Source organism: Nonomuraea guangzhouensis (genome assembly GCF_019396345.1).
GTDB lineage: Bacteria > Actinomycetota > Actinomycetes > Streptosporangiales > Streptosporangiaceae > Nonomuraea > Nonomuraea guangzhouensis.
This window is the reverse complement of record NZ_JAHKRM010000008.1, coordinates 65231-89706: the sequence shown is the minus strand read 5'-3', so window position 1 is coordinate 89706 and position 24476 is coordinate 65231. Positions and strand designations below refer to the sequence as shown.

The following is a 24476-nucleotide window of genomic DNA, read 5'->3' as shown; positions in this document are numbered from 1 at the left end:
GGGCGGTCAGCGGCGGGGCTGCTCGCTGGCCCGTACGTGGGCGCTGAGCCAGTCCACCAGGGGCCCGAAGGCACGCCAGGTGTCGCGGACGCGGCCGAGGACCTCGGCGGTGTGCACCCACGGCTCGGGCTCCCACTGGCGGCCCGCGTAGAGGGACCTGTGGCGCAGCAGGTCGAGGCGCGGATGGTCCTCCGGAATGCCACGCGGCCGGGTCTTGAGCCGGTCACCGCCGATGACGTAGCCCTCGGCCAGCAGGGCCGTCACCATGTCCGCCAGCGGCTTGCCCGTGAGGTCCTCGTCGACCGCGGCGCGGTAGCGGGCCACCTGGTCGGACGCCTGGGTGTAGATGCCGCCGGCCACGTAGACGCCGTCGGCGCCGAGCTGGACGTAGAGGCCGATGCCGGGCGTGAGATCCACGAAGGCGCCCTGGTGGGTCTTGTAGGGCGACTTGTCCTTGGCGAAGCGGACGTCGCGGTAGGGGCGGAACAGCTGGGCCTCCCCGAACTCGGCGGCCAGCTCACCGGTGAGGGCGAGCATCGGCGCCCGCACCGCCTCCTCGTAGAGGTGCTTGTGCCGGGTGAAGTACGTCTTGCTGTTGTCCGCCTCAAGGCCCTCGTAGAACAGGAAAGCCTCGTCGGGAAAACCGGTGAACCCCATGCACTCAAGAGTGCCACGGCCGGACGACGGTTTACGCGGGACCGTTCATCGGCCCATGTACGTCCGGCCCGGTTGGGGCGTCCTGCCGTACAGCTCCGAGATGGTCACCGGCGTGCAGCCCTTCTTCTCCAGCACATTGAGCAGGGTCGGGACGGCCTGGACGGTGGTCCGGTGGACGTCGTGCATCAGCACGATCGCCCCCGCCCGCGCCCTGCTCGCCCGCCTGGCCACGATGGCGGGCACCGGGTCGTGCCAGTCCAGGGTGTCGATGCTCCACAGGATCTGCGCCAGCCCCTCGCGCCCCGCTTCGTCGGCCACCCGGCGGTTCGTCGCGCCGTACGGCGGGCGCATCATCCGCATGCGGACCCCGGTCACCCGCTCCACCAGCTCGTTCGTCTGCTTCAGCTGGAAGCGCAGCCTCCGGTCCGCCAATCCGGTGAGCGGCGGATGGTTCCACGAGTGGTTGCCGAGCTCATGCCCGTCGGCCACGATGCGGCGCACCAGGTGGCCGCCCCGGTCGGCGGCGACCATCTGCCCCAGGACGAAGAACGTGGCCCTGACCTGCCGGGCGCGCAGCAGGTCGAGCAGCTTGCCGGTGTAGGGGCCGGGCCCGTCGTCGAAGGTGAGCGCGACGCACTTCTGGTGCCTGCAGTCGACCCTGCGGGCGACCGGCCAGCCGGGCTGCATGGCCGCCAGCCGCTTGGCCAGCGACTTGGGGTCGATGGGCGCCGGGGGGCGAGCCAGCTGAGGATGGATCACCGGCTGGGTGCCGCATCCCGCCATGATCAGCAGTGCCAGCGACAGAGCCCAGGCCCGCATGCCGCCCCCGAGAGCGTCCGGCGGGGTTACGGATATTCCTGCGCCGGATTCCCCCGCAACTCCTTGGCCAGGTCGTCCCACCACAGTGGGATATCCGCCTGGAGTTCGGTGTAGCGACGCGCCACGCGTATAGCGCAACCGACCGGATCCGTACCCAAATGCCGACGTCGCACCGCCCCTTCCTGCCAGCGGTAAAACCCGTCCCTGTAGTGCACGACCAGGCCGATCCACACCGCGACGGTGGCGTCGTCGCCTATCTCGTAGGCGCTGGTGACACCGAGGCCGTGCAGCTCCGCGTGAAGCTTCTCCGTCGCCGTGCGCCCCTCGGTCACGCGCCACCCCCAGCTGACGTTTCGTCGCACACACCGGGATGTACCCACCATCCGGCCTCAGCCGTCAAGGACATGGAGTAATCATGAAACTCCAGAAGGTGATCCGGAGGGCGTTCGGCGTTATTGGTCGGGCGCCTCTCGGGGCTCGGCCACGACCATGACCAGCCGGAGCTCCTCCTGCCCCTGGTTGGCGTAGCGATGGGGTCTGTCCGCGGTGAAGAGCACGGCGGCGTCGGTCTTGACCACGTAGCTCCTGCCGTACACCGTGAGCGTCAGCTCGCCCGCCAGGACGGTCAGCATCTCGCGGGTGCCCGGCGGGTGGGCGTCGCCGTCGTGGTGCTGGCCGGGCCCCAGCCGCCAGTCCCACAGTTCGAGGATCATCGGCGCGTCGGCCCCGACGAGCAGCTTCGCCTGCACCTCGCCCTGGTCGAAGGTGACCACGTCCGCCTTGTCGACGATCCGCACCACCGGCACGTCGGAGACCTCCACGAGCCTGGCCACGGTCACGCCGAGCGCGGAGGCGATCCGGGTGAGCGTGGACACACTGGGGTTGGTCCGGCCCTGCTCGACCTGGACCAGCATGCCCCTGCTCACTCCCGACCTGGCGGCCAGCGCGTCGAGCGTGAGCCCGCGGTGCGCGCGCTGGGCGCGCACGTTGTTGGCGATGGCCTGCGTGATCGTCTCCGGATCCTCCATGCGGTGCAGTCTAGTGAATTTGATTTGCAGTGTATTGCACCTATTGTGTTGTACTAGGAGTTCACTCTGATGGACTGGACGGTGGAATGTGACTGCGGTGATCCTCGCGACGGCCTGCGCGATGGTGTACGGGACGGCTGACTTCTTCGGCGGCCTGGCCACCCGGCGATCGCGCGTGTTCTCGGTCGTGGCGCTGTCGCAGCTCGCCGGCCTGGGCGTGATCCTCGCCCTGCTCCCCCTGCTCCCCGGCCGGCTCAGTGCCGGGGCGATGCTCTGGGGGCTGGGCGCGGGCGTGGCGGGTGCCACCGGGCTGGTGCTCTTCTACCGGGCGCTCGCCACCGGCGTCATGTCGGTGGTGGCGCCCACGACCGCGGTCACCTCGGCGGCGCTCCCCGTCATGTACGGTCTGGCGACCGGCGAGCGCCCCCAGCCCGTGGCGCTGGTCGGGGTGGCCCTGGCCCTCGGTGCCGTACTCCTGGTCAGCCAGGGCAGCTCCGACGGGAAGGGCGGCTCGGCGGGTTCGGTGCTCATCGCCCTGGCCGCTGGGGCCGGGTTCGGCGGCTTCTTCATCCTGCTCGCCCTGGCTCCCGTCGAGGGCGGGCTGTGGCCCCTGGTGGGGGCCAGGCTCTCCTCGGTGGCGCTGGTGGTGCTCCTCGCGGTGGCGACGCGGCGCACGCTCAAGCCGGGCGGGGGGTCGCTGCACATCATCGTTGCGGCGGGCGTGCTCGACATGCTGGCCAACGTGCTGTACCTGCTGGCCAAGCAGGAGGGCCTGCTGAGCCTGGTGGCGGTGCTGGTGTCCCTCTACCCGGCGAGCACGCTGCTGCTGGCCAGGCGGGTGCTCGGGGAGCGGCTGCACACGATCCAGGTGGCGGGCGTCGCGTGCGCGCTCGGCGCGGTCGCGCTCATCGCCGTCGCCTGACGCGGCCGGTTGGCGCGCCGATTCCACCGTCGGGCGCGGGGGCGCTCGCAGCCGTTGCGTAGATTGCAAGCAATTGTTACGTTTCGGCCGTGCGCCCCGATCGGGCACCTCCAGCCCCCGAGCCGTTCAAGCACGTCGCGGTGCCGTACGACTCGGATGACGCCTTTCTCGCACTGATCGTGCCCCGCGTGCGCGCGGCGCTCGCCGACGACAGGCGGGTCCTCGTGGTGACCTCGGCCGGCAGGCTCCGGCTGCTCGAAGAGGCGCTCGGCGACGAGGCCGGGCAGATCGACCGCAGGGACTCCCGCACCTGGTACCACCACCCGCACCGCACGCTGGCCGCCTACCACGAGTACACCCGGGGACGGCGCACGCTCGTCGTCGGCGAGGCCACCTGGCCCGACCGCAGCGAGCGCGAGATACGCGAGTGGATCCGCTACGAGTCGGTGCTGAACGCCGCCTTGGAGGACGCCAGGGCCGTCGTCCTGTGCCTCTACGACCCACGGACGGTCCCGGCGCCGGTGCTGGAGTATCAGCCGGTGATTCACCCCCTGCTGCTCGGGGCCGGCGGCGAGACGGCCAGCCCGGACTTCGTCCAGCCGCACGAGCTGGTGCTGAACGGCGACCTGGCACCGCTGCCCGCGCCGAGCGGCCAGGTGGCGACGGTGACCTTCACCGCGCAGCAGATCAAGGGGCTCAGGCACCGGGTCCGCGACTACGCCAGCGCCGCGGGGATGGACGTCAACCTCATCGGCTCCCTGGTGCTCAGCGTCTCCGAGATCGCCGCGAACAGCGTCGAGCACGGCGCCGGCCACGGCCTGATCAGGATGTGGGTGAGCGGAGGGGAGATGGTCTGCGAGATCGCCGACCCGGGCGGCGCGCTCGATGACCCCTTGCCGGGCTACATACCACCAGAGCCCGAATCCTCTCGAGGATACGGGCTCTGGATCAGCCGTCAGCTCTGCGACTTCGTCGACCTACGGGCTGAGGACGGAACACTCCGCGTGCGGCTCCATATGGGGTTGGACGGCTAGGCAGCGCTCTGCGCCGGGACGCGTACCGCGCCCTCTTCGCGGGCATAGCCCTCGAGCATGCCGCGCAGCTGACGGCGGCCCCGGTGCAACCGGGACATGACCGTGCCGATCGGCGTGCCCATGCGCTCGGCGATCTCCTTGTAGGCGAACCCCTCGACGTCGGCCAGGTAGACGGCGACGCGGAAGTCCTCCGGCAGGGAGCGCAGCGCGTTCATCACGACGTTGTCGGGCAGCCGTTCGATCGCCTCGGTCTCGGCCGACTTCAGGCCGGTCGAGCTGTGGGACTCGGCGGCGTGCAGCTGCCAGTCCTCGATCTCCTCGGCGGCCGCCAGCTTCGGCGAGCGCTGCTTCTTGCGATAGTCGTTGATGAAGTTGTTGGTGAGGATCCGGTGGAGCCAAGCCTTGAGGTTGGTGCCCTCGCGGAACTGGTGATACGAGGTATACGCCTTGGCCACGGTCTCCTGGACCAGGTCCTCTGCGTCGGCGGAGTTACGGGTCAGACGCATGGCGGAGGCGAACAGCTGCGACGTCACGGGCACGACATCGCGCTCGAACCAGTCTTGTCGCTGCTCATCGGTCATGGTGATCAAATCATTCCCCCTTGCGATCTATCCCCCATCTCGGCCAAGCCGCTGACCTTGGTACCAGTTTCGCAAACCCTACGTAAGGACTGCGTTAACGGTTCCGCCAGGTCAGGGAGGTGAAAGGTCCACAGGCTCGCGGCATGCGTCATCAAGTCCACGGCCGGACCAGTCTCATTAGCATAACACTATACCCCCAATATCACGATTAATGTGGTCAGAGTCACATGGGATAGCGTATAGGGATGATTTTTGTGGACCGTCATGACATGGAGGAACGACTCTGGGTGACGGAGGCCATCCGTAGGGTCGAAGCCGACGCCAACCGGAGCTGCGATACGCATCTCCATGTCTTCCCGCTTCCCTCGCATTGGGGAGTAAACCTCTACTTGAAAGACGAGTCAGTCCACCCCACCGGTTCACTCAAACACCGACTCGCCCGATCTCTTTTCCTGTACGGCCTGGCCAACGGCTGGATCGGCCCGGCCACCACGGTCGTCGAGGCGTCGAGCGGCTCGACGGCGGTCAGCGAGGCATACTTCGCCCGGCTCCTCGGTCTGGCCTTCATCGCGGTGATGCCCGCCTCCACCTCACCGGAGAAGATCGCGCTGATCGAGTTCTACGGCGGCAAGTGCCATCTGGTCGACGACCCGGGCACCATCTATGACGAGTCCCGGCGCCTGGCGGCCGAGACGAACGGCCACTTCATGGACCAGTTCACCTATGCCGAGCGGGCCACGGACTGGCGGGGCAACAACAACATCGCCGAGTCCATCTACGCCCAGATGGCCATGGAACCCCACCCGGAGCCCACCTGGATCGTGGTGGGCGCGGGCACGGGCGGCACCTCCTCGACGATCGGCCGCTACATCCGTTACCGCCGCCACCCCACGCGCCTGGCGGTGGCCGACCCGGAGGGCTCAGCCTTCTACCCGAGCTGGGTGTCGGGCGACACCTCCGTCACCGCCCGGGGCTCCCGCATCGAGGGCATCGGCCGGCCGAGGGTGGAGCCCTCGTTCCAGCCGATGGTCATCGACCGCATGATCGCCGTACCGGATGCCCGGTCGATCGCCGCCATGCACTGGGTCCGCGAGGTGACGGGCCGCGACGTGGGCGGCTCCACCGGCACGAACATGGCCGCCTGCGTGGACCTGATCCGCGAGATGCGCGCGGCCGGCGTCCAGGGCAGCGTCGTCACCCTGATCTGCGACGGGGGCGAGCGCTACCGGGGCACCTACTGCGACCGGGACTGGCTCTCCGCCCAGGGCCTGGACCTCGACCCGCACCTGGAAGACCTGCGGACATTCCTCTCAGCAGACTGATCCCTCAGGAGACGGTCCTGGCGGCATCGACGGCGAAGAACTTCGCCACGTCGTCGAGGATCGCGTGAGCGCCCTGGATGCCGACCGCGGTCATCCAGGTCACATCGCTGACCTCGCGCTTGACTCCCTTGAGCTTCCCCCACAGAGGATTGCCGACGAACTTCTCCTTGGGCGCCTCAGCCGACGGGTCCGCATATGTCGCCACAAAAAGCTGGTCCGCGTCCAGGTCTCCGATGCGCTCCTGGCTCACGTCCACCGCGATCGCGTCCTGCTTGGTGGGCTGGCCCTCCGGGCGCGGGAAGCCGATGTCCTTCAGCACGATGCCGGAGTAGGACTTCTCGACGTACAGCCGGACCGTCGGCTCACCGGCGAACCTGACGACGGAGATGGTCGGCAGCTTCCCGTCCTTCGCCTTGATCGCGGCGCCGATCTTCGCGGCCCGCTCCTCGTACGACTTGATCGTGGTGTCGGCGAGCTGCTCCTTGCCCAGGGCCTGGCCCATGAGCCGGACGTTGTCCTTCCAGATGGCGCCGGTGGTCTCGCTGAAGACGGTCGGGGCGATCTTGGACAGCTTGTCGTAGAGGGCTTCGTGGCGGACCTTGGCCGAGACGATGAGATCGGGCTTGAGCGCCATGATCTTCTCCAGGCTGGGCTGCTCCAGGGTGCCGACCGGGGTGGCCTCCTTGCCGTACTCGGCGGCGACGGAGCCCAGGTAATCTGGCAGCTTCGAGTCGATGGACCGGTAGGTGGTGTAGCCGACCACCGGCGTGCGCAGCGTCAGCACCGCGTCGACGAAGCTCTGGTCCAAGGCCACCACCCGCTTGGGCTGGGCCGGGATCGTGGTCTCGCCCATCGCGTGCTTGATGATCCGAAACGGTTCCGTCAGCTTCTGCGCGACGGGCGTCGAACCACAGGCGGCGAGCACCGCCACGAGGACGGCACCCACCAGGGCGCGCAACGGTCTCATCCGATCCCTTTCCATGAACCTTAGGTAACCCTAAATTAGGTTAGGCCTGCCTAACCTGGCATACTTCACCAGGGTCGAGCAACAAGCAGGGAGGACCGCGTGACCACCGCTACGGCTGTGACGCCGCGCCCGCACGGTGTTCAGCAGCGGCGGCTCTCCGTCCTCCTGGTTCTGCTCGGGGCCGTCCTGATCGGCGTGGTGCTGAGCATCACGATCGGCGCCAAGTCCGTGCCGCCGGCCGACGCCTGGCACGCGCTCACCGCCCCGAGCGGCACCGAGAACGACATCGTCATCCGCTCGCTGCGGATCCCCAGGACCGTCCTCGGTGTGCTCGCCGGATTAGCACTGGGCGTCGCGGGCGCGCTCATGCAGGGCCACACCCGCAACCCGCTCGCCGACCCCGGCCTGCTCGGCGTCACGCAGGGCGCGGCGTTCGCGATGGTGGCCTCGATCATCCTGCTGGGCGCCTCCAGCCTGCTCGCCTACATCTGGTTCGGCCTGGCCGGTGCCCTGATCGCCAGCGTCGGCGTGTTCGCGCTCGGCATGGTCGGCGGGCGCGGCGGTCCGACGCCGGTCACGCTCGCCCTGGCGGGCACCGCCGTGAGCGCCTTCCTGTACGCGCTGACCTCGGCCATCGTGCTCCTGGACGAGCAGGCGATGGACGTGTTCAGGTTCTGGCAGGCCGGCTCCATCGCCGGCCGCGGCCCCGACGTGGTCTGGCAGGTGCTGCCGTTCATCCTGGCCGGGCTGCTGCTGGCGATGGTCAACGCCCCGGGGCTGAACGCGCTGTCCCTCGGCGAGGACGTCGCCCGCAGCCTGGGCCAGAACATCGCGCTCACCCGGACCATCGGCGTCACCGCCGTCACCCTGCTCTCCGGCGCCTCGGTCGCCGCCTGCGGGTCGCTCGCGTTCGTCGGGCTGATCGTGCCGCACCTGGCCCGCCCGCTGTCCGGCACCGACCACCGGTGGCTGCTGCCCTACTCCGGGCTGATCGGCGCGGCGCTGCTGCTGCTCGCCGACGTGATCGGCCGCGTCGTCGCCCCGCCGGGCGAGCTGGAGGTCGGTGTGGTGCTCGCGCTGCTCGGCGCCCCCTTCTTCGTCGTCCTGGTCCGCCGCAGGAAGCCGGTGCGACTGTGATGACGACGTTCCCGCTGCGGGTGGCGGGCCTGTCCTGGCAGGTACGGCTGCGCGGCGTCGCCGTGACCCTCGGCGGCCTGGCGCTCCTCGCCCTGCTCATGGTCCTGAACATGCGCATCGGCGACATCCGGATGACCGTGGCCGAGGTGCTGGCCGGCACGTTCGACGTCAACAGCGCCAACCACTTCGTGATCATGGAGCTCCGCCTGCCGCGCGCGCTGACCGGCGCCCTGGTGGGCGCGGCGCTGGCGCTGTCCGGCGCGATCATCCAGTCCATCGCGCGCAACCCGCTGGCCAGCCCCGAGATCCTCGGCGTCACCACCGGCGCCTCCGTCACGGTCGTGGCCGGCGTGGTGGCCAGCGGCAGCGCCGTCGGCGGAGCCAGCGGGCTGCTCTCGACCCTCGGCATCCCCGTCCTGGCCCTGCTCGGCGGCCTGGGGGGCGCCGCGATCGTGTACGCGCTGGCCTGGCGGCGCGGGCTCGACGGCTACCGGCTGGTCCTGGTCGGCATCGGCGTGGCCGCCGTGTTCACCAACGTCAAGTACTGGCTGCTGACCGTCGGCGACGTGAACGACACCGGCCGGGCCATGGTCTGGATCAGCGGCTCGCTCAACGGCCGGGGCTGGGAGCACGTGGTGCCCGTGGCGCTGGCGCTGGCCGTACTCGTGCCGCTGACGCTGCTCGGCACCCGCTCGCTCGACGCGCTGCGCTTCGGCGACGACACGGTCACCGCGCTCGGCGTGCGGATGAACCCGGCGCGGGCGCTGATGATCCTCGCCGCGGTGCTCCTCGCCGCCGTGGCGACGGCCTCGGCGGGCCCGATCGCGTTCGTCGCGCTGGCGGCGCCGCAGATCGCGCTCCGGCTCACCCGCTCCGGCCAGCCGCCGCTGCTGTCGTCGGCGATGGTCGGCGCCGTGCTGACCGCCGTCGCCGACCTGATCGCACGCACCGTCTTCTCCCCCATCGAACTCCCCGTCGGCGTCGTGACCGCGGTCCTCGGCGCCCCGTACCTCATCCACTTGATCTGGAAGGCGCGCAAATGAGGCTCCAGGCCGTCGACGTCAAGCTCGGGTACGGGGACCGCACCATCGTGGACGGCCTCGACCTCGGCATCGAGGCCGGCACGGTCACCACGATCATCGGCCCGAACGGCTGCGGCAAGTCCACCCTGCTGCGCGCCCTCGGCCGCCTGCTCCGGCCGCAAGGCGGCGAGGTGCTGCTCGACGGCAAGCGCATCGACCGGATCCCCACCCGCGAGGTGGCCAAGATCCTCGGCGTGCTGCCGCAGGCGCCCACCGCGCCGGAGGGCCTGACGGTCGCCGACCTGGTCGCCAGGGGCAGGCACCCGCACCAGACCTGGTACCGGCAGTGGTCGTCGGACGACGAGGCGGCCGTGGGCGAGGCACTGGCCATGACCGGTCTGGCGGACCTGGCCGAACGTCCCCTGGACGAGCTCTCGGGCGGGCAGCGGCAGCGGGCCTGGATCTCCATGGCGCTGGCCCAGGGCACCGACCTGCTGCTGCTCGACGAGCCGACCACGTTCCTGGACCTCGCGCACCAGGTGGAGGTTTTGGAGCTGGTACGGCAGCTGCACCGGGAGGCGAGCCGGACCATCGTCATGGTGCTGCACGACCTCAACCTGGCGGCCCGCTACGCCGACCGGCTGGTGGCCATGCGGGACGGCCGGGTGGTGGCCGCCGGCGACCCGCACGAGGTGCTGACGGAGGAGCTGATGCGAGAGGTGTTCGAACTGGACGCCAAGATCATCACCGACCCGGTGGCGGGCACCCCGCTCGTCATCCCCATCGGCACCCACCGCTGACGGGGATCAGCCGAGTTCGGCCAGCGCCCGCCGTACCTCCTCATCGTCCGGGGCCAGCTCGCGCGCCCGCCGCAGGTCCGCCCGCGCCCGCTCGGCACGCCCGGTCATGCGCAGCGCGAGCGACCGGTTGAACAGGGCCTCCGCGCTCTCCTCCAGCTCGATCGCCCGGGTGAGGTCCGCGATGGACGTCTCGTGGTCGCCCTCCTCGAACGCCAGCGCCCCGCGCCCGGCCCAGACCGCCGCCAGCCGGGGGTCGCGGCGCAGCGCCGAGTCATACGCCTTGCGGGCCTTCACCCGCTTCCCCTGCGCGGCCTCGACCTGGCCGAGCACGCACAGCAGGTACGGGTTGTCCAGGTCGCGCTCGGCGTCGGCCCGGGCCCTGTCCAGCTCGTCCAGCGCCACCAGCAGCCCGGCCCTGTTGACGTAGGCGTCGGTGAAGCCGGGATCGAGCTCGATCGCGTGGTCGAGGTCGGCCAGCGCGCCCGCGAGGTCTCCCCGGGCATAGCGGATCTCCGAACGGTTGTAGTACGGCTCGGGGAAGGGCGGCCCCACCCGCATGGCCGTCTCGTAGTCGGCCAGCGCCTCCTCCAGGCGGCCGAGCCGGTGCAGCAGATTGCCCCGGTCGAGGTAGGGATCGGGATATCCGGGATCGGCCGCGACGACCGCGTCGAGGTCGGCCAGCGCCCCTTCGGCATCACCCAGCAGGGCGGTCAGCTGGGCGCGGTTGGCGCGCAGGACGGCCTTGTGCACCGGGTGCCTGCCGGGCGCGAGGTCGCGTTCGGCCAGCTCGATGGCCTGCTGGACGAGCCGCAGCGCGACCTCGGTGTTGCCCCTGCGTACCTCGATGAGCGCCTTGCCGTTGAGGTCGAAGCCCAGGTGGAAGGCGCGCTCGCGGCGGTCGGGCAGCAGCGAGGTCAGGGCGACCGCCTCGTTGATCCAGGCCATCGCCGCCTCCGGGTCGCGTTCGCCCGGGTCGTGGTGCCTGACCAGCAGCATCGCGGTCGCGTAGGCGGCGGTGGCGCGGTGTTTCGGGTGCGCGCTCACCCGCCTGGCATGATCGAGCAGCGCGCGGGCCTCATCCTCCCGGTCGAGGGCGGCCAGCGCGGTGGTCGTGCGGTGCAGCAGCCGCCACCACTCCTCGCCATCCTCGGCCAGCGTGGGCAGCAGCGCCGCACCGGCCTCGGCCATGGCGTGATGAAACCCCTCGTCGCGGTAACGGTCGAGATCCGCCTCTCGTACGGGCACCCCGCCCGGGCCCGGCACCACGAACGCGGGGTCCTCGAGGGTGATCGTGAGCAGTTCGGCGGGCACCCTGCGACGGAGTACGGCCACCAGCTCGGTGTCCGTCGGGTCCGCTTCATGCGTGTTCGTCACCCGCACGGCCAGGGGACCACGGACTCTCAGGTGGTCGCGGACGAACTCGGCGAGCCCGTTGGCCAGCCGGAGCGTACGCAGCCGGCCCGGCACCAGGATGCGCTCGTCCTGCGGCAGCCGGTCCACCGGCGAGACGCGGCCGGCCGGGACCGAGGCACGCAAACCGGGAGCCGCCGCGAGGATCTCGATGTCGTGTGCCGCGACCAGCTCCGGCGCCGCCTGCGGGACCAGGAGGCCGAGGAGATCGGCCGCGAGCGTGTAGGGACCATTGCGCCGGCGATCGGCGTCAAGTGTGATCTCTGTCAAAGTCGTCCCCGGATCACCCGCCGAGGCCGGAGTCTCCACCCAGACACCGGCCCAGCCCGATGACAGATCAGGCGGCGTGCTTCGGCGTCGCGGCGCCGGTCAGTTTGACGGTCCCGGGTCTGTGGACGACTACCTTCTTCATGGGTGCTCATTTCGATCTATAGCTGAGGACCGCTCAATATCAACACGGCCTCGGTCAAACGACAACCCATTCCCCGGTAAGCCACATTTCCATTTCATTTTGCGTTTTCGTCGCCGAGAATCGCGTCGACGAACACCTCCGGATCGAATGGCGCCAGGTCGTCGGGGCCTTCTCCCAGCCCCGCGAGCTTGACCGGCACCCCCAGCTCACGCTGGACCGAGATGACGATGCCGCCCTTGGCCGTGCCGTCGAGCTTGGTCAGAGCGATGCCGGTGATGTTGACCACCTCGGCGAACACCTGGGCCTGCCGCATCCCGTTCTGGCCGGTGGTGGCGTCGAGGACGAGCAGCACCTCGTCGACCGTGGCCTTCTTCTCGATGACCCGCTTGACCTTGCCCAGCTCGTCCATGAGGCCGGTCTTGGTGTGCAGGCGGCCGGCGGTGTCGATGATGACGACGTCGACCTTCTCCTCGATGCCCTTGGCCGTGGCGTCGAAGGCGACCGAGGCCGGATCGCCGCCCTCGGGCCCGCGTACGACGTCGGCGCCGACCCGGTCGCCCCAGGTCTGGAGCTGTTCGGTGGCCGCGGCCCGGAAGGTGTCCGCCGCGCCGAGCACGACCTTCTTGCCGTCACCGACCAGCGAGCGGGCCAGCTTGCCCGTGGTGGTGGTCTTGCCGGTGCCGTTGACGCCCACGACGAGCACGACGGCGGGCCGCTCGCCGTGCTTCTGGACGTGCAGGGTGCGGTCCAGGTCGGGGTTGATCTGGGTGAGCAGCTGCTCCCTGAGCAGCTCGCGCACCTCCGCGGGGGTGCGGCTGCCGAGGACCTTGACCTTCGTGCGCAGCTCCTCGACCATGGCGCGCGTCGGCGCCACGCCGACGTCCGCGGTGATCAGGCTCTCCTCGATCTCGTCCCAGACGTCGTCGTCGAGGCGGTCGCGGGACAGCAGCTCCAGCAGGCCGCGCCCGAGCGCGCTCTGCGAACGGGCCAGCCGGGAACGCAGCCGCACCATCCGGCCGGCGGACGGCGGCGGCACCTCGATCTCGGGCACGACGACAGCGGGTGGCGCCGGAGGCGGGAGCGTGGTGGTCGCCCCCTCACCCTCCTCCGCGCTGGGCGCCGGACGCTGCTCGGGGAGCGTGGGCGTCTGGGGCGACTTGGGCGGCTCGACCGGCGGCGCAGCCTTGCCACCCGGCCTGAACAGCAGGAAAAGGCCACCGGCCGCCAACAAGGCGACGACGACCACGATCACTATGACGCCGAGATAACCATCCACAACAGGTCAGTTTTCCAGATCGACCGGCATGCTGATGACCCGCGCCGCGCGGTCGGGGCCCATCGGGCCGGGACGGGGTCAGGCGGACTCGCGCTCCCGGAGCCGCTGGCTGACCACCTGAGTGACGCCGTCGCCGCGCATCGACACGCCGTAGAGGGCGTCGGCGATCTCCATCGTCCGCTTGTTGTGGGTGATGACGATCAGCTGCGAACTCTCCCGCAGCTCTTCGAAAAGTCTCAGCAGACGCTGCGTGTTGGTGTCGTCGAGGGCCGCTTCGACCTCGTCCATCACGTAGAACGGGGAGGGCCGCGCCTTGAAGATGGAGATCAGGAACGCCACCGCGGTCAGCGACCGCTCACCGCCCGACAGCAGCGACAGCCGCTTGACCTTCTTGCCGGGCGGCCTGGCCTCGACCTCGATGCCGGTGGTCAGCATGTCGGTGGGCTCGGTCAGCACCAGACGACCGTCGCCGCCGGGGAACACCCGCGTGAAGATCTGCTCGAACTCCCGCGCCACGTCCTCGTAGGCCGAGGTGAACATCTGCTCCACCCGTTCGTCGACCTCCTTGACCACCAGCATGAGGTCACGCCGGGTCTTCTTGAGGTCTTCGAGCTGCGAGTTGAGGAAGGCGTGCCGCTCCTCCAGCGCCGCGAACTCCTCCAGGGCGAGCGGGTTGACCTTGCCGAGCTGGTTCATCTGCTTCTCGGCGATCTTGGCGCGCTTCTCCTGCTCCTCGCGTACGTAGGGGGTGGGCGGGTCGCCGGGGACCGGGGCCTCCGGGCCGTACTCGGAGATCAGGGACTCCTGCTCGACGCCGAACTCCTCCAGGGCGCGCTGCTGAAGCTGTTCGAGGCGGAGGCGCTGCTCGGTGCGGGCGACCTCGCTGCCGTGGACCCGGTTGACCAGCCTGTCGAGCTCCTGGCCGAGCTCGCGTACGTGCAGGCGGACCTGCTTGAGCTCGGCGTCGATCGCGACTCGGGCCAGGTCGGCCTCGTCGCGTTCGCGGGCGGCGCGCTGGATGGACGTCCCCAGGGCCCTGAGCACCTGCTTGGCGCCGCTGCTCACGGCCTCGGCCACCGTCGCCTGCTGGCGGCGCCTGGCCCGCTGGGCGGCGGCCTGGGCGCGCTCCTGGCGCTCGCGCTGGGCGGCCCTGACCAGGCCGTCGGCCCGGCCCTCGATGCCCTTGACCCGCTCCTCGGCGGTGCGGACTTGCAGGCGGGTCTCCATCTCGCGCTGCCTGGCGACCTGGCAGGTGCCCGCGAGGTCGTCGCGGAGCTCGGTGGTCGGCTCGGTCTCCAGCTCCTGCGCGTATTCGGCCTCGGCCAGCCGGATCTCCAGCTCGGCCAGCTCCTCCAGGCCCTCGGCGCGGGACTCCTCGGCCGTCGTGACGTTCTTGGCGAGGCGCTGGGCCTCGTCGCGGGCGGCGTCGGCGGCGGCCTCGAGCTGGGCCAGCCGCTTGGCCGCCGCGGCGTTGCGCTGGTCGGCCTCGCGCTGCCTGGCCCTGACCTGGTCGAGCGCGCTCTGGGCGGTGTTGACCCCGGCCTGGGCGGTGCCCGCGGCGGACTGCGCCTCGTTGACGTGGGTCTGGGCCGACTCCAGGGCCAGCTGCGCGGCCTGCTCGGCGGCGGCGGCCTCGTCGAGGGCTTCGGCGGTCTCCTCGGCCCGGCCCTCGGCCTCCTCCAGGTCCGCGACGGCGTCGTCGAGCGCCGCCCGCACCTGCAGCACGGAGGTGCCGCCCTCGGAGCCGCCGCTGGCCAGATGGGCACCGACGAGGTCGCCGCCCCTGGTCACGGCACGCAGCTCGGGATGGCTGTCCACGATCGCACGGGCGGCACCGAGATCGTCCACGACGACGACGTCGGCCAGGACGTGGTCCACGGCGGCCCTGAGATGCTCGGGCACCGTCACCAGCGCCGCGACCCACCGACTCCCCTGCGGCGCCGCCCCCCGAACCCGATCCACGGCCTGCCCGTCGGGACCCGCCACCGCGGCGTGTCCGTTGGAGTGCGCCACCAGGAGCGTCGCCTGGCCCGCCTCCTTGACCCGGAGCAGTTCGAGCGCGGCGAGCGCGGTGTCCACCGTCTTGACGGCGATGGCGTCGGCGATGGGCCCGAGCACGGCCGCGACGGCCGGCTCGGCGCCCGTGGTGACCTGCATCGACGCCGCCAGAGGGCCGAGCACCCCGGCCAGGTCGGTCTCGAGGAGGGCCGCGCCGCCGTCGCCCTTGGCCAGGCCGAGCTCCAGGGCCTCGCAGCGGGCCCGGAGAGCGGCCACCGTCTGCTGGGCCTTCTGGTCGGTGGCGCGAGCCGTGCCGATGCCCGATCGGGCGGCCTGGAGGGCGGCTCGCGGCGCGTCGAGCGCCGACTTGGCCTGCTCGACGGCGGCGCGGGCCTCGTCGGCCGCCGCCTTCGCCTCGTCGACCAGCGCCTGGGCGGCGGCCAGCTCCGCGGCCAGCGCGGGATCGACGGCGGGCTCCTCCAGCCGCCGCGACTCCAGGTCTTCGCGGGCCTGGCGCTCCCGCCCGGCGGCCTCGGTCACGGCGCGGGTGAGGCGGCCGATCTCGTCCTCGGCGGCGCGCGCCCTGCTGCGTACGGAATCGACCTGGCCGCGCAGTCTGGCCAGGCCCTCGCGCCGGTCGGCGGCGGCCCGGGAGGCCATGGCGAGCCGCTGCTCCTCGGCGCTCAGCTCGGCCTCGGCCTCGGCGCGCCGCTGGACCGCCTCTTCCAGCAGGTCCTGGGCGTGCTCCAGCTCGGCCTGGAGGATCAGCTCGTGCTCGCGGACCTCGGCCGCCTCGCGTTCGAGCTCCTCCGGATCGCGCCCGCGCCGCTCGATGGCGGCCGCGTCGAGCGCGTGCCGGTGCCGCTCGGCGGCCAGTTGTTCGAGGCCGGTGATGCGTTCGCGCAGGGAGGAGAGCCGGAAGTAGGTCTCCTGGGCGGCGGTCAGCCGGGGCTGGGCCTCCGCCTCGGCCGTCTCCAGGGCGGCCTCACGCTGCTGGCCCTCGGCCAGGTCGGACTCCACCCTGGTGCGCCGGGCCAGGATCGCCGCCTCGTCGGCCGCCTCCCGCTCCAGGGTCACGCGCAGGACGCACACATCGTCGGCGAGCAGGCGCAGCCGGGCGTCGCGCAGGTCCGCCTGGATGACGGCGGCCTTGCGGGCGATCTCCGCCTGGCGGCCGAGCGGCTTGAGCTGGCGGCGCAGCTCGGTGGCGAGGTCCTGGACGCGGGTGAGGTTGGCCTGCATCGCGTCGAGCTTGCGCAGCGCCTTCTCCTTGCGCTTGCGGTGCTTGAGCACGCCCGCGGCCTCTTCGATGAACGCGCGCCGGTCTTCGGGCCCCGCGTGCAGCACGGCGTCGAGCTGGCCCTGGCCGACGATGACGTGCATCTCGCGGCCGATGCCCGAGTCGGACAGCAGCTCCTGGATGTCGAGCAGGCGGCAGGTGTCGCCGTTGATGGCGTATTCGCTCTGGCCCGACCGGAACATCAGGCGGCTGATCGTGACCTCGGTGTAGTCGATCGGCAGCGCGCCGTCGGAGTTGTCGATGGTCAGCGTCACCTCGGCCCGGCCGAGCGGCGGCCTGGAGGAGGTGCCGGCGAAGATGACGTCCTCCATCTTGCCGCCGCGCAGCGACTTGGCGCTGTGCTCGCCCATGACCCAGGCCAGGGCGTCGACGACGTTGGACTTGCCGGAGCCGTTGGGGCCCACCACGCAGGTGATGCCGGGCTCGAAACGCAGGGCGGTCGCGGAGGCGAACGACTTGAAGCCGCGCAGGGTGAGGGTCTTCAGGTACAAGACCATCCCCCTCTCCCTGGACCGACTCGGAAAAGACTACTGGTGTTCACTGCCCCGTGAGGGCGTGTGCAGTCCGGGCCGCGCCGATTGGGCAAAGGAGGGATAAAGTTCGCCGAATATCCGCAAAATAACAAGGGACGCCTCTTCGAGACGTCCCTGGGTCGTGCGCTCCGGCACCCTTAGGTGAGTGCCGGCTCGCGCTCTTGCATACGGCTGAGCGCCTCGTCGCGGGTTTGCGCCGCAAGAGCGTCATTCGTGGCCTGGAGTCGGATGAGTTCTGCCTCCAAATCCCGGATCCGCTGTTGCAGACGGCGCATCTCCGAGACCATTCGAGGGTCAGGACCGCCGACGTGGCCGAGTAGAGCCTTCGCCATGGTAAAGGGTCCTCCACGCTGAGTGACCAGACTGGTTCGCGCACTTCTTATTCCGCGGGAGGGGTGCGCGTGGTACCTAACAAGAGTCGCACCGGCAGTGTGGGCGGTCAAGTCGAACCAACCGCGTAGACCGTCCCCCGGGCACTCCCGACATACAACTATACCCTATTTGGGCGGTTAAACGAAACCTCTCACCGCTCAACAAACCCACCCAAACTACCTCGGGCTTCGCTCCAACGTTCTACCACTCCATCAACTCTGCCCGGCGTGTCGCAACCTCTGAGCAGCCCCAGGAGCTTGACGCAGGCCTCCTCGGAGCCTTCCATCACGACTTCCACCCGGCCGTCGGGCGTGTTCCTCGCCCAGCCCGTGAGCCCGAGCTCCAGCGCTCGCGCGCGGGTCCACCATCGGAAGCCCACGCCCTGCACCCTCCCCCTCACCCACACCGTCAGCCTCACCATTGGGATCTCCCCTTTTTCTTTTGCGACTCCGTGACCGCCGCACGGGGCTCCCGGCGTGGCGGACTGGACGCCGTACCTCATTCTCCAGACCATCCATTACGGCCGGCCCGGTGGGCCCCACCCGCCGCACGGGCCGGGGCCTGTCCAGGGGCACGCTCCTGCGGTGGAGACGGCCGGGCGCCGCTACGTGCGCGCTCTTGACCGTCTTCTTCGAACTCGCTCAGCGGGGCTTGCGCTGGCAGGTCGGGCAGCTGTAGGACGAGCGGTTCATGAACGGGTCGCGCCTGATCGGGGTGCCGCAGCGGGAGCAGGGCTGGTCGCGTCTGCCGTAGACCTCCAGAGAGCGGTCGAAGTAGCCGCTCTCTCCGTTGACGTTGACGTAGAGGCTGTCGAAGGACGTCCCGCCCTGCACGAGGGCGGCGGCCATGACCTGGCGGACGGCGGCCAGGAGCTCGGCGATCTTGGGGCGGGTGAGGGTCTGGGTGGGTCGCGCCCAGTGGAGTTTGGCCAGCCAGAGGGCCTCGTCGGCGTAGATGTTGCCGACTCCGCTGATCAACGACTGGTCGAGCAGGGCCCGTTTGATCTCGGTCTTCTTCTTGCGGAGGTTCGTCGCGAACGCGTCGGCGTCGAACGACTTCTCGAACGGATCGGGGGCGATGTGCGCGATGGGCGCGGGAATGCCCTCGACCAGGGGGCTCAGCATGACGTGGCCGAACGTTCGCTGGTCCACGAAGCGGAGATCGGAGCCGCCGTCGGCGAACCTGAGCCGTACTCGCAGATGCTTCTCCAGCGGCGAGTCGGGCGGCACGATGAGCAACTGGCCACTCATGCCCAGATGGGCCAGAAGCGCCTCCTCGTCGCCCGAGAGCGGCAGCCACAGGTATTTGCCGCGACGCTCCGCCGAGAGCACCGTGCGGTCTCTCAGGCGCGCGGAGAACTCCTCCGCGCCCGGCACGTGGCGTCTGGTGGCACGGGGATGGAGCACTTCGGCCGAGGCGATCTCCCGGCCGGCCACCCATTCGGCGAGGCCGCGGCGGACGACCTCGACCTCCGGAAGCTCTGGCACCTATCCCGCCGGCTGGCTCTCGCGCTGCTCACGACGGGCCCTGATGCGGGTCCACGCCGCCTCGGCCGCCTGCTGCTCGGCCTCCTTCTTGCTGCGTCCGGTGCCCGAGCCGTAGGACTCGCCGCCCACGCGCACCTCGGCGGTGAAGGACTTGGCGTGGTCGGGACCGCTCTCCTCGACGTGGTATTCGGGCACGCCGAGGGCCTCGGAGGCGGTGAGCTCCTGCAACGAGGTCTTCCAGTCGAGGCCGGCGCCCAGCGACGCCGAGCGGACGATCAGCGGGTCGAACAGCAGGTGCACGACCCGGAAGGCCTCGTCCAGGCCCTTGTCGACGTAGACGGCGCCGATCAGCGCCTCCAGCGTGTCGGCCAGGATCGACGACTTGTCGCGGCCGCCCGTGCCCTCCTCGCCCCGGCCGAGCCGCAGGAACCGGCCCAGTCCGAGCGTGCGGGCCACGTCGGCCAGGGCACGCATGTTGACCACCGCGGCCCGCAGCTTGGCCAGCTGGCCTTCGGGCAGGTCGGGGTGGTTGCGGTAGAGGGTGTCGGTCACGACGAGGCCGAGCACCGAGTCGCCGAGGAACTCCAGGCGCTCGTTGGTGGGCAGGCCGCCGTTCTCGTACGCGTAGGAGCGGTGGGTCAGCGCCCGCTCCAGGATGTCGGCACCGAGGCCGACCAGCAGCACCCGCTCCAGCTCTTCTCTGGCGACCTCGACGGCCACCGGCTTAGGACCTGCGCCCACGTGCTTCCTCCTCGGACATCTTCACAAGGCGCGACGGCTGCGGAAGATGCCCGAAAACGTGGTGGGCGTCGGGGGGACTGACCCCGGCGTCCACCACGGCCGCGGGCGAACCGCCACCGCACGCGTCAGACGGTAACGCCGACCGGGGCACCATGGCACCCGGTCGGCAGTGCGTCAACCCTTTGAGCGGTCACGGTCCGCTCACCAGGTGGTGCGATCAGGCGGACGGCTCGATCACCTGACGGCGGTTGTAGGTGCCGCAGGTCGGGCACGCGATGTGCGGCTGCTTCGGCGAACGGCACTGCGGGCAGCTCACCAGGGCGACAGCAGTCGTCTTCCACTGGGAGCGACGGGCGCGGGTGTTGCTCCGCGACATCTTTCGCTTCGGGACGGCCACGTCACTTCTCCTGATCGTTATCGTTCTCGGTAACCAGACCTTGCAACGACGCCCATCGGGCGTCGATCTTCTCGTGCCGGTGATCGTCGCCGGCCTCGGCCAGCTTGACCCCGCATTCCGTGCAGAGACCCGCGCAGTCTTCGCCGCAGACGGGACTCAGCGGCAGTGCGAGCACCGCCGCGTCGCGGAACGTCGGCTCGAGGTCGAGCAGCTCGCCGTCGAGCAGCGAATCCTCCTCCGAGGCGTCCTCGTCGGAGTAGAAGAACAGCTCCTGCAGGTCGACCTCGATCTCCGAGGTGACCGGGTCCAGGCACCGCACGCACTCCCCGGCGAGCGGGGCCTGCGCCGTGCCCGAGACGAGCACGCCTTCCATCACTGCTTCGAGCCGGAGATCCAGCTCGACTTCGGCGTCCTTGGGGACGCCGATCATGTTGACGCCGAGATCCACCGGTGCCGGGAGGGACAGGGTCATCCGCTTCATCGATCCCGGTCGCCTACCCAGGTCGTGAGTGGAGATCACCCAAGGGGAGCGGGGGTCGAGGTGCTGAGTCATCTGCTCTCGCTAGGCATGGCGAAATTATCGCCGTCGTACAAGGCCGAAATGAAAGGATAGCAGGTCGGCATCAGCTCCTGAGCCGCTCGATGAGGAGCTCGTGGACCAGGTCAGGCACCAGTCCGGACACGTCACCACCGTATCGGGCGATCTCCTTGACCCGGCTGGAGGACAGGAAGGAGTATTCGGGATTCGTCGGCATGAACAGCGTCTCAACCCCGGACAGCCGGTAGTTGAGCTGCGCCATCTGCAGTTCGTAGTCGAAGTCGCTGACCACCCTGATCCCCTTGACGATCGCGGGGATGTCGTTCTGCTTGCAGAAGTCCACGAGCAGGCCATGGAACTTCTGGACCTTGACGTTCGCGTACTCCTTGGTCACGGTGTGCAGGACCTCGATCCGCTCGTCGACCGTGAACAGGCCACTCTTCTCGAGGTTGATGAGCACTGCCACGGTCACCTCGTCATACAGCCGGGCGGCCCGGCCGATGATGTCGAGGTGACCGTTGGTGATGGGGTCGAACGACCCCGGGCAGACAACGCGGCGCAAGACGCCTCCCCAGGTCTACGGGTTCCCGGCGGCGCGACCGTACCAAACGGACGCTTCGCCGTAGCGACGGACCCTCTCCTCAACGTAGCCTTCAGGCCACACGAGGGACTTTCCCCTGCTTTCCCGCTCGAACGCCACCAAAGCCCCCTCGGCCAACCAGCCGTTGTCGCGCAGGGACTCCAGGACGCGTGTGACCTCACTGTCGGTGACGGCATAGGGCGGATCCGCGAAAACTATCCCGTATCCACCGTCCTCGGGCTTGGCCAGGAACCGCTCCACCTTGTCGGCCACCACCCGGGCCCCGTCCAGCGCCAGGGCCTCGACGTTCGCCCTGATCGTCCGGACCGCCTTCGGGTCGGACTCCACGAGCACCGCGCAGTCCGCCCCCCGGGACAGCGCCTCCAGCCCGACGGCCCCCGAGCCCGCGTACAGATCGATCACCCGGGCCCCTTCCAGCCCGTACAGGGAGTCGAGGGTCAAGAAGATCCCTTCTCGGGCCCTGTCACTGGTCGGCCTCGTCCCGCGCCCCGGCGGCACGGCCAGCCGCCTGCCACCCGCGCTCCCCGCGATGATCCGAGTCATGCGGGCCATTGTCCCGCATGTCCGCGCAGGTCAAGAGTGGACAAGTGTCGGCCTCGAGTACGCAAGGGTGATTCCCATCGCGGGGAGGGTCTCGCATGATGGGTCCTGCGGCCTTCAAGGTGACCCAGTTGAAGGCCGACCGGCGTGATCGTGAGCCCTTCCGCACGCCGGTTCCCTCGGCACCTGACCCGAGGGTGGGCCCAGCCGGGGACGGCATTCGGGGGGAGGCCGTCCCCGCGGCTGGGCTTTTCAACATCAAGGGCTTTTCCTGTTTTTACGGCACGGCCGGGTTGGCCGCCACCCGCCATACGTGGCTGAGGGCCTCCAGGAAAACGGCCGCTGAGCCCGCACATGGCCGGGCGCCGTTACGTGCGATCCTTACTCGGATTCCGTGGACTCAGGTCTTCTCCAAGTACTCCGCTTTTTCGTCCGCCAGTAGGCGATCTATCTCCGCGCGCAACGCGTCGTTCGAGGTCAGTCCTGGGTCGTCTGCCAAGAGGGCCGAAGCGTCTTCTCTCGCTGTCTCTATGACGTCCTCGTCGCGAAGGAGTTGGAGCAGCTTCAAGGACGAGCGCTTGCCCGACTGAGCCGCGCCCAGGACGTCGCCCTCGCGGCGTTGTTCCAGGTCGACGCGGGACAGCTCGAAGCCGTCCAGGGTCGCGGCCACTGCCGACAGGCGGGCGCGGGCGGGGGTGCCCTCGGGGAAGTCGGAGATCAGGAGACAGAGGCCGGGCAGGCCGCCGCGGCCCACTCTGCCGCGGAGTTGGTGGAGCTGGGAGACGCCGAAGCGGTCGGCGTCCATGATGATCATGACTGAGGCGTTGGGCACGTCCACGCCGACCTCGATGACCGTGGTGGCGACGAGGACATCGAGCTCGCCGCGGGTGAAGCCACGCATGATCGCGTCCTTCTCCTCCGGCGGGAGCTTGCCGTGCAGGACGCCCAGCCGGAGATCGTGGAAGGGGCCCCCCGAGAGCAGCTCGGCCACGTCGAGGACGGCCAGCGGCGGGCGCCGCTCCTCGTCGGACGGCGGCGGCGCCTCCAGGTCCCCCTCGTCGCCCTCCAGATCGCCGATGCGGGGACAGACGATGTAGGCCTGTCTCCCAAGTGCCACCTCCTCTCGGACCCGCTCCCAGGTGCGCTCCAGGAAGTGCGGCTTCTCGGCGGCGGGCACGACGTGGGTGGTGATGGGCGCCCGGCCCGAGGGCAGCTGCGACAGCGTCGAGACCTCCAGGTCGCCGAAGACCGTCATCGCGACCGTGCGCGGGATCGGGGTGGCGGTCATGACCAGCACGTGCGGCCGGCCGCCGCCGGCCTTCTCGCGCAGCGCGTCACGCTGCTCCACGCCGAACCGGTGCTGCTCGTCGACCACGACCAGCCCCAGGTCGGCGAACTGGACGTGCTCCTGCAGCAGGGCGTGCGTGCCCACGACGATGCCCGCGGTGCCGGACGCGGCGTCGAGCAGCGCGGACCTGCGCGCGGCGGCGCCCATGGAGCCGGTGAGCAGGGTGACGGCCGTGCCGCCGAACATGCCGCCCTGCGCGAGATCGCCCAGCATGCCCCTGATCGAGCGGTGGTGCTGCTGGGCCAGCACCTCGGTGGGCGCCAGCAGGACGGCCTGGCCGCCCGCGTCGACCACCTGCAGCATCGCGCGCAGCGCCACCACGGTCTTGCCCGCGCCCACCTCGCCCTGCAGCAGCCGGTGCATGGGGTGCTCCAGCGCCAGGTCGGCGGCGATCTCCTCGCCGACGAGCGCCTGCCCCTCGGTCAGCGTGAACGGCAGCCGCCCGTCGAAGTCGGCCAGCAGGCCGTCGGCGCGCCGGGGGCGCGGCCTGGCGGGCCACGCGGTCGCCGCCTGCCTGCGCTGCAGCAGCACGGCCTGCAGGACGAACGCCTCGTCGAACTTCAGCCGCTTGCGCGCCCGCTGCATGTCGGCGAAGTCCTTCGGCCGGTGGATGGCCACCAGCGCCTCGCCCAGCTCCTCCAGCCCGCGACGGGCCCGCAGCGAGGCGGGCAGCGGGTCGTCGAGGGGCCCGAGCGTGTCGAGGACCACGCCGATCGCCCGCCTGATCGCCCACGGCGTCAGATCCTTGCCCGCCGGATAGATGGGAACGGGCGCCGCCGCGAAGTCCTCCGCGCTCGCCTCACCCTCCTCGAACAGCTCGAACTCCGGATGCGACAGCTGCCAGCGCGGGTTGGTCCTGGACCCGAACATGCCCACCTTCCCGGCGAACATGCCGCGCCGCCCCGGCTTGAGCCGCGACTCGGCCACGTGCGAGCCCTTGCCGAAGAACGCCAGGTAGATCTTGTTGCGCCCGCCGTCGACGACCTCGGCCTCCAGCCAGGTGCCACCCCGGTTGCGCATGGGCTTGCGCATCAGCCTGGTGACCTCGCCCACCACGGTGACGTGCTCGTCGACCTCCAGCGCGTCGAGCGAGGTCAGCTCCCCGCGCTCGGCGTAACGGCGTGGGTAGTGGCGCAGCAGGTCGCCGACCGTCTCCAGGCCGAGCACGCTGTGCAGCAGCTTGGCGGTCTTGGGGTCGAGCGCTTTCGTCAGGGGCTCGTCGAAACGGCTCACG

The 24476-nt window shown here is 70.3% G+C and carries 24 protein-coding genes; 6 read left to right on the top strand and 18 right to left on the bottom strand.

Going from position 1 to position 24476, the window contains the following annotated elements; all coding sequences use genetic code 11:
• Positions 1 to 6: 6 nt before the first annotated feature.
• From KME78_RS17630 to KME78_RS17615, 4 genes are all read right to left on the bottom strand, one after another.
• Positions 7 to 657, bottom strand: coding sequence for a DUF2461 domain-containing protein (locus KME78_RS17630; protein ID WP_219530166.1), 651 nt, complete (start codon positions 655 to 657; stop codon positions 7 to 9).
• Positions 658 to 702: 45 nt separating this feature from the next.
• Complete coding sequence (locus tag KME78_RS17625; RefSeq protein ID WP_219530165.1) at positions 703 to 1476, bottom strand: polysaccharide deacetylase family protein; 774 nt, start codon at positions 1474 to 1476, stop codon at positions 703 to 705.
• 26 nt (positions 1477 to 1502) lie between these two features.
• A complete protein-coding gene (locus KME78_RS17620) occupies positions 1503 to 1808 on the bottom strand; it encodes a hypothetical protein (RefSeq protein ID WP_219530164.1) in 306 nt (101 codons plus the stop codon).
• Positions 1809 to 1928: 120 nt separating this feature from the next.
• A complete protein-coding gene (locus KME78_RS17615; RefSeq protein WP_219530163.1) occupies positions 1929 to 2504 on the bottom strand; it encodes a helix-turn-helix domain-containing protein in 576 nt (191 codons plus the stop codon).
• Positions 2505 to 2592: 88 nt separating this feature from the next.
• Here KME78_RS17615 and KME78_RS17610 point away from each other — a divergent pair, with 88 nt between their 5' ends.
• Complete coding sequence (locus KME78_RS17610; protein WP_219530162.1) at positions 2593 to 3426, top strand: EamA family transporter; 834 nt, start codon at positions 2593 to 2595, stop codon at positions 3424 to 3426.
• A gap of 89 nt (positions 3427 to 3515) precedes the next feature.
• Positions 3516 to 4460, top strand: coding sequence for an anti-sigma factor RsbA family regulatory protein (locus KME78_RS17605; RefSeq protein WP_219530161.1), 945 nt, complete (start codon positions 3516 to 3518; stop codon positions 4458 to 4460).
• On the opposite strand, the gene KME78_RS17600 is transcribed toward KME78_RS17605, so the two are convergent.
• Positions 4457 to 5041, bottom strand: a complete 585-nt coding sequence (locus tag KME78_RS17600) for a sigma-70 family RNA polymerase sigma factor (RefSeq protein WP_214636970.1) — start codon at positions 5039 to 5041, stop codon at positions 4457 to 4459. The genes KME78_RS17605 and KME78_RS17600 overlap by 4 nt on opposite strands.
• Positions 5042 to 5286: 245 nt before the next feature.
• On the opposite strand from KME78_RS17600, the gene KME78_RS17595 reads away from it, so the two are divergent.
• Positions 5287 to 6363, top strand: a complete 1077-nt coding sequence (locus KME78_RS17595) for a PLP-dependent cysteine synthase family protein (protein WP_219530160.1) — start codon at positions 5287 to 5289, stop codon at positions 6361 to 6363.
• A 4-nt stretch (positions 6364 to 6367) separates the two neighbouring features.
• Here KME78_RS17595 and KME78_RS17590 read toward each other — a convergent pair whose 3' ends face one another.
• Positions 6368 to 7330, bottom strand: a complete 963-nt coding sequence (locus KME78_RS17590; RefSeq protein WP_219530159.1) for an ABC transporter substrate-binding protein — start codon at positions 7328 to 7330, stop codon at positions 6368 to 6370.
• Between the two features lie 99 nt (positions 7331 to 7429).
• Here KME78_RS17590 and KME78_RS17585 point away from each other — a divergent pair, with 99 nt between their 5' ends.
• The 3 genes from KME78_RS17585 to KME78_RS17575 are packed head-to-tail and all read left to right on the top strand — an operon-like array spanning position 7430 to position 10289.
• Positions 7430 to 8467 carry a FecCD family ABC transporter permease gene (locus KME78_RS17585; protein ID WP_219530158.1) on the top strand — a complete coding sequence of 346 codons (1038 nt, stop codon included), beginning with the start codon at positions 7430 to 7432 and terminating at the stop codon, positions 8465 to 8467.
• Entirely contained in the window at positions 8467 to 9510 is a 1044-nt protein-coding gene (locus tag KME78_RS17580) for a FecCD family ABC transporter permease (RefSeq protein WP_219530157.1), read from the top strand. Before KME78_RS17585 ends, KME78_RS17580 begins: the two co-directional genes overlap by 1 nt.
• A complete protein-coding gene (locus tag KME78_RS17575) occupies positions 9507 to 10289 on the top strand; it encodes an ABC transporter ATP-binding protein (protein ID WP_219530156.1) in 783 nt (260 codons plus the stop codon). Before KME78_RS17580 ends, KME78_RS17575 begins: the two co-directional genes overlap by 4 nt.
• Before the next feature lie 6 nt (positions 10290 to 10295).
• Here the strand turns inward: KME78_RS17575 and KME78_RS17570 are convergent, their stop codons facing one another.
• The 12 genes from KME78_RS17570 to recG form a co-directional block, all read right to left on the bottom strand.
• A complete protein-coding gene (locus KME78_RS17570; RefSeq protein ID WP_219530155.1) occupies positions 10296 to 11969 on the bottom strand; it encodes a tetratricopeptide repeat protein in 1674 nt (557 codons plus the stop codon).
• A 236-nt stretch (positions 11970 to 12205) separates the two neighbouring features.
• Positions 12206 to 13387 carry a signal recognition particle-docking protein FtsY gene (ftsY, locus tag KME78_RS17565; RefSeq protein ID WP_219530154.1) on the bottom strand — a complete coding sequence of 394 codons (1182 nt, stop codon included), beginning with the start codon at positions 13385 to 13387 and terminating at the stop codon, positions 12206 to 12208.
• Positions 13388 to 13465: 78 nt separating this feature from the next.
• Complete coding sequence (smc, locus tag KME78_RS17560) at positions 13466 to 17176, bottom strand: chromosome segregation protein SMC (protein WP_219530426.1); 3711 nt, start codon at positions 17174 to 17176, stop codon at positions 13466 to 13468.
• Positions 17177 to 17355: 179 nt separating this feature from the next.
• A complete protein-coding gene (locus KME78_RS64345; protein WP_090938435.1) occupies positions 17356 to 17550 on the bottom strand; it encodes a hypothetical protein in 195 nt (64 codons plus the stop codon).
• Positions 17551 to 17741: 191 nt separating this feature from the next.
• Positions 17742 to 18017 (bottom strand): acylphosphatase, encoded by a 276-nt coding sequence (locus KME78_RS17555; RefSeq protein WP_219530425.1) that lies wholly within the window; start codon positions 18015 to 18017, stop codon positions 17742 to 17744.
• Between the two features lie 214 nt (positions 18018 to 18231).
• Positions 18232 to 19077 carry a bifunctional DNA-formamidopyrimidine glycosylase/DNA-(apurinic or apyrimidinic site) lyase gene (gene mutM / locus KME78_RS17550; protein WP_219530153.1) on the bottom strand — a complete coding sequence of 282 codons (846 nt, stop codon included), beginning with the start codon at positions 19075 to 19077 and terminating at the stop codon, positions 18232 to 18234.
• Entirely contained in the window at positions 19078 to 19797 is a 720-nt protein-coding gene (gene rnc, locus KME78_RS17545; protein WP_308127029.1) for a ribonuclease III, read from the bottom strand.
• A 238-nt stretch (positions 19798 to 20035) separates the two neighbouring features.
• Positions 20036 to 20215 (bottom strand): 50S ribosomal protein L32, encoded by a 180-nt coding sequence (rpmF, locus tag KME78_RS17540; protein ID WP_033409409.1) that lies wholly within the window; start codon positions 20213 to 20215, stop codon positions 20036 to 20038.
• A gap of 1 nt (position 20216) precedes the next feature.
• Positions 20217 to 20768, bottom strand: a complete 552-nt coding sequence (locus tag KME78_RS17535; protein WP_219530152.1) for a YceD family protein — start codon at positions 20766 to 20768, stop codon at positions 20217 to 20219.
• A 70-nt stretch (positions 20769 to 20838) separates the two neighbouring features.
• Positions 20839 to 21315: a pantetheine-phosphate adenylyltransferase gene (gene coaD / locus KME78_RS17530; RefSeq protein WP_219530151.1), complete on the bottom strand. Its 477-nt coding sequence runs from the start codon at positions 21313 to 21315 to the stop codon at positions 20839 to 20841.
• A 15-nt stretch (positions 21316 to 21330) separates the two neighbouring features.
• Positions 21331 to 21897, bottom strand: a complete 567-nt coding sequence (rsmD, locus tag KME78_RS17525; RefSeq protein ID WP_219530150.1) for a 16S rRNA (guanine(966)-N(2))-methyltransferase RsmD — start codon at positions 21895 to 21897, stop codon at positions 21331 to 21333.
• A 397-nt stretch (positions 21898 to 22294) separates the two neighbouring features.
• The gene (gene recG / locus KME78_RS17520) at positions 22295 to 24475 is read right to left on the bottom strand and encodes an ATP-dependent DNA helicase RecG (RefSeq protein ID WP_219530149.1); all 2181 of its coding nucleotides are present in this window, start codon (positions 24473 to 24475) and stop codon (positions 22295 to 22297) included.
• Position 24476 lies beyond the last annotated feature (1 nt).

Bases quoted from the DNA above. Each gene is read 5' to 3' on its own strand.
- KME78_RS17630 (WP_219530166.1), bottom strand. From the start codon at position 657: ATGGGGTTCACCGGTTTTCCCGACGAGGCTTTCCTGTTCTACGAGGGC.
- KME78_RS17625 (WP_219530165.1), bottom strand. From the start codon at position 1,476: ATGCGGGCCTGGGCTCTGTCGCTGGCACTGCTGATCATGGCGGGATGC.
- KME78_RS17615 (WP_219530163.1), bottom strand. From the start codon at position 2,504: ATGGAGGATCCGGAGACGATCACGCAGGCCATCGCCAACAACGTGCGC.
- KME78_RS17600 (WP_214636970.1), bottom strand. From the start codon at position 5,041: ATGACCGATGAGCAGCGACAAGACTGGTTCGAGCGCGATGTCGTGCCC.
- KME78_RS17595 (WP_219530160.1), top strand. From the start codon at position 5,287: ATGATTTTTGTGGACCGTCATGACATGGAGGAACGACTCTGGGTGACG.
- KME78_RS17590 (WP_219530159.1), bottom strand. From the start codon at position 7,330: ATGAGACCGTTGCGCGCCCTGGTGGGTGCCGTCCTCGTGGCGGTGCTC.
- KME78_RS17580 (WP_219530157.1), top strand. From the start codon at position 8,467: ATGACGACGTTCCCGCTGCGGGTGGCGGGCCTGTCCTGGCAGGTACGG.
- KME78_RS17575 (WP_219530156.1), top strand. From the start codon at position 9,507: ATGAGGCTCCAGGCCGTCGACGTCAAGCTCGGGTACGGGGACCGCACC.
- KME78_RS64345 (WP_090938435.1), bottom strand. From the start codon at position 17,550: ATGGCGAAGGCTCTACTCGGCCACGTCGGCGGTCCTGACCCTCGAATG.
- KME78_RS17535 (WP_219530152.1), bottom strand. From the start codon at position 20,768: ATGACTCAGCACCTCGACCCCCGCTCCCCTTGGGTGATCTCCACTCAC.
- rsmD (WP_219530150.1), bottom strand. From the start codon at position 21,897: ATGACTCGGATCATCGCGGGGAGCGCGGGTGGCAGGCGGCTGGCCGTG.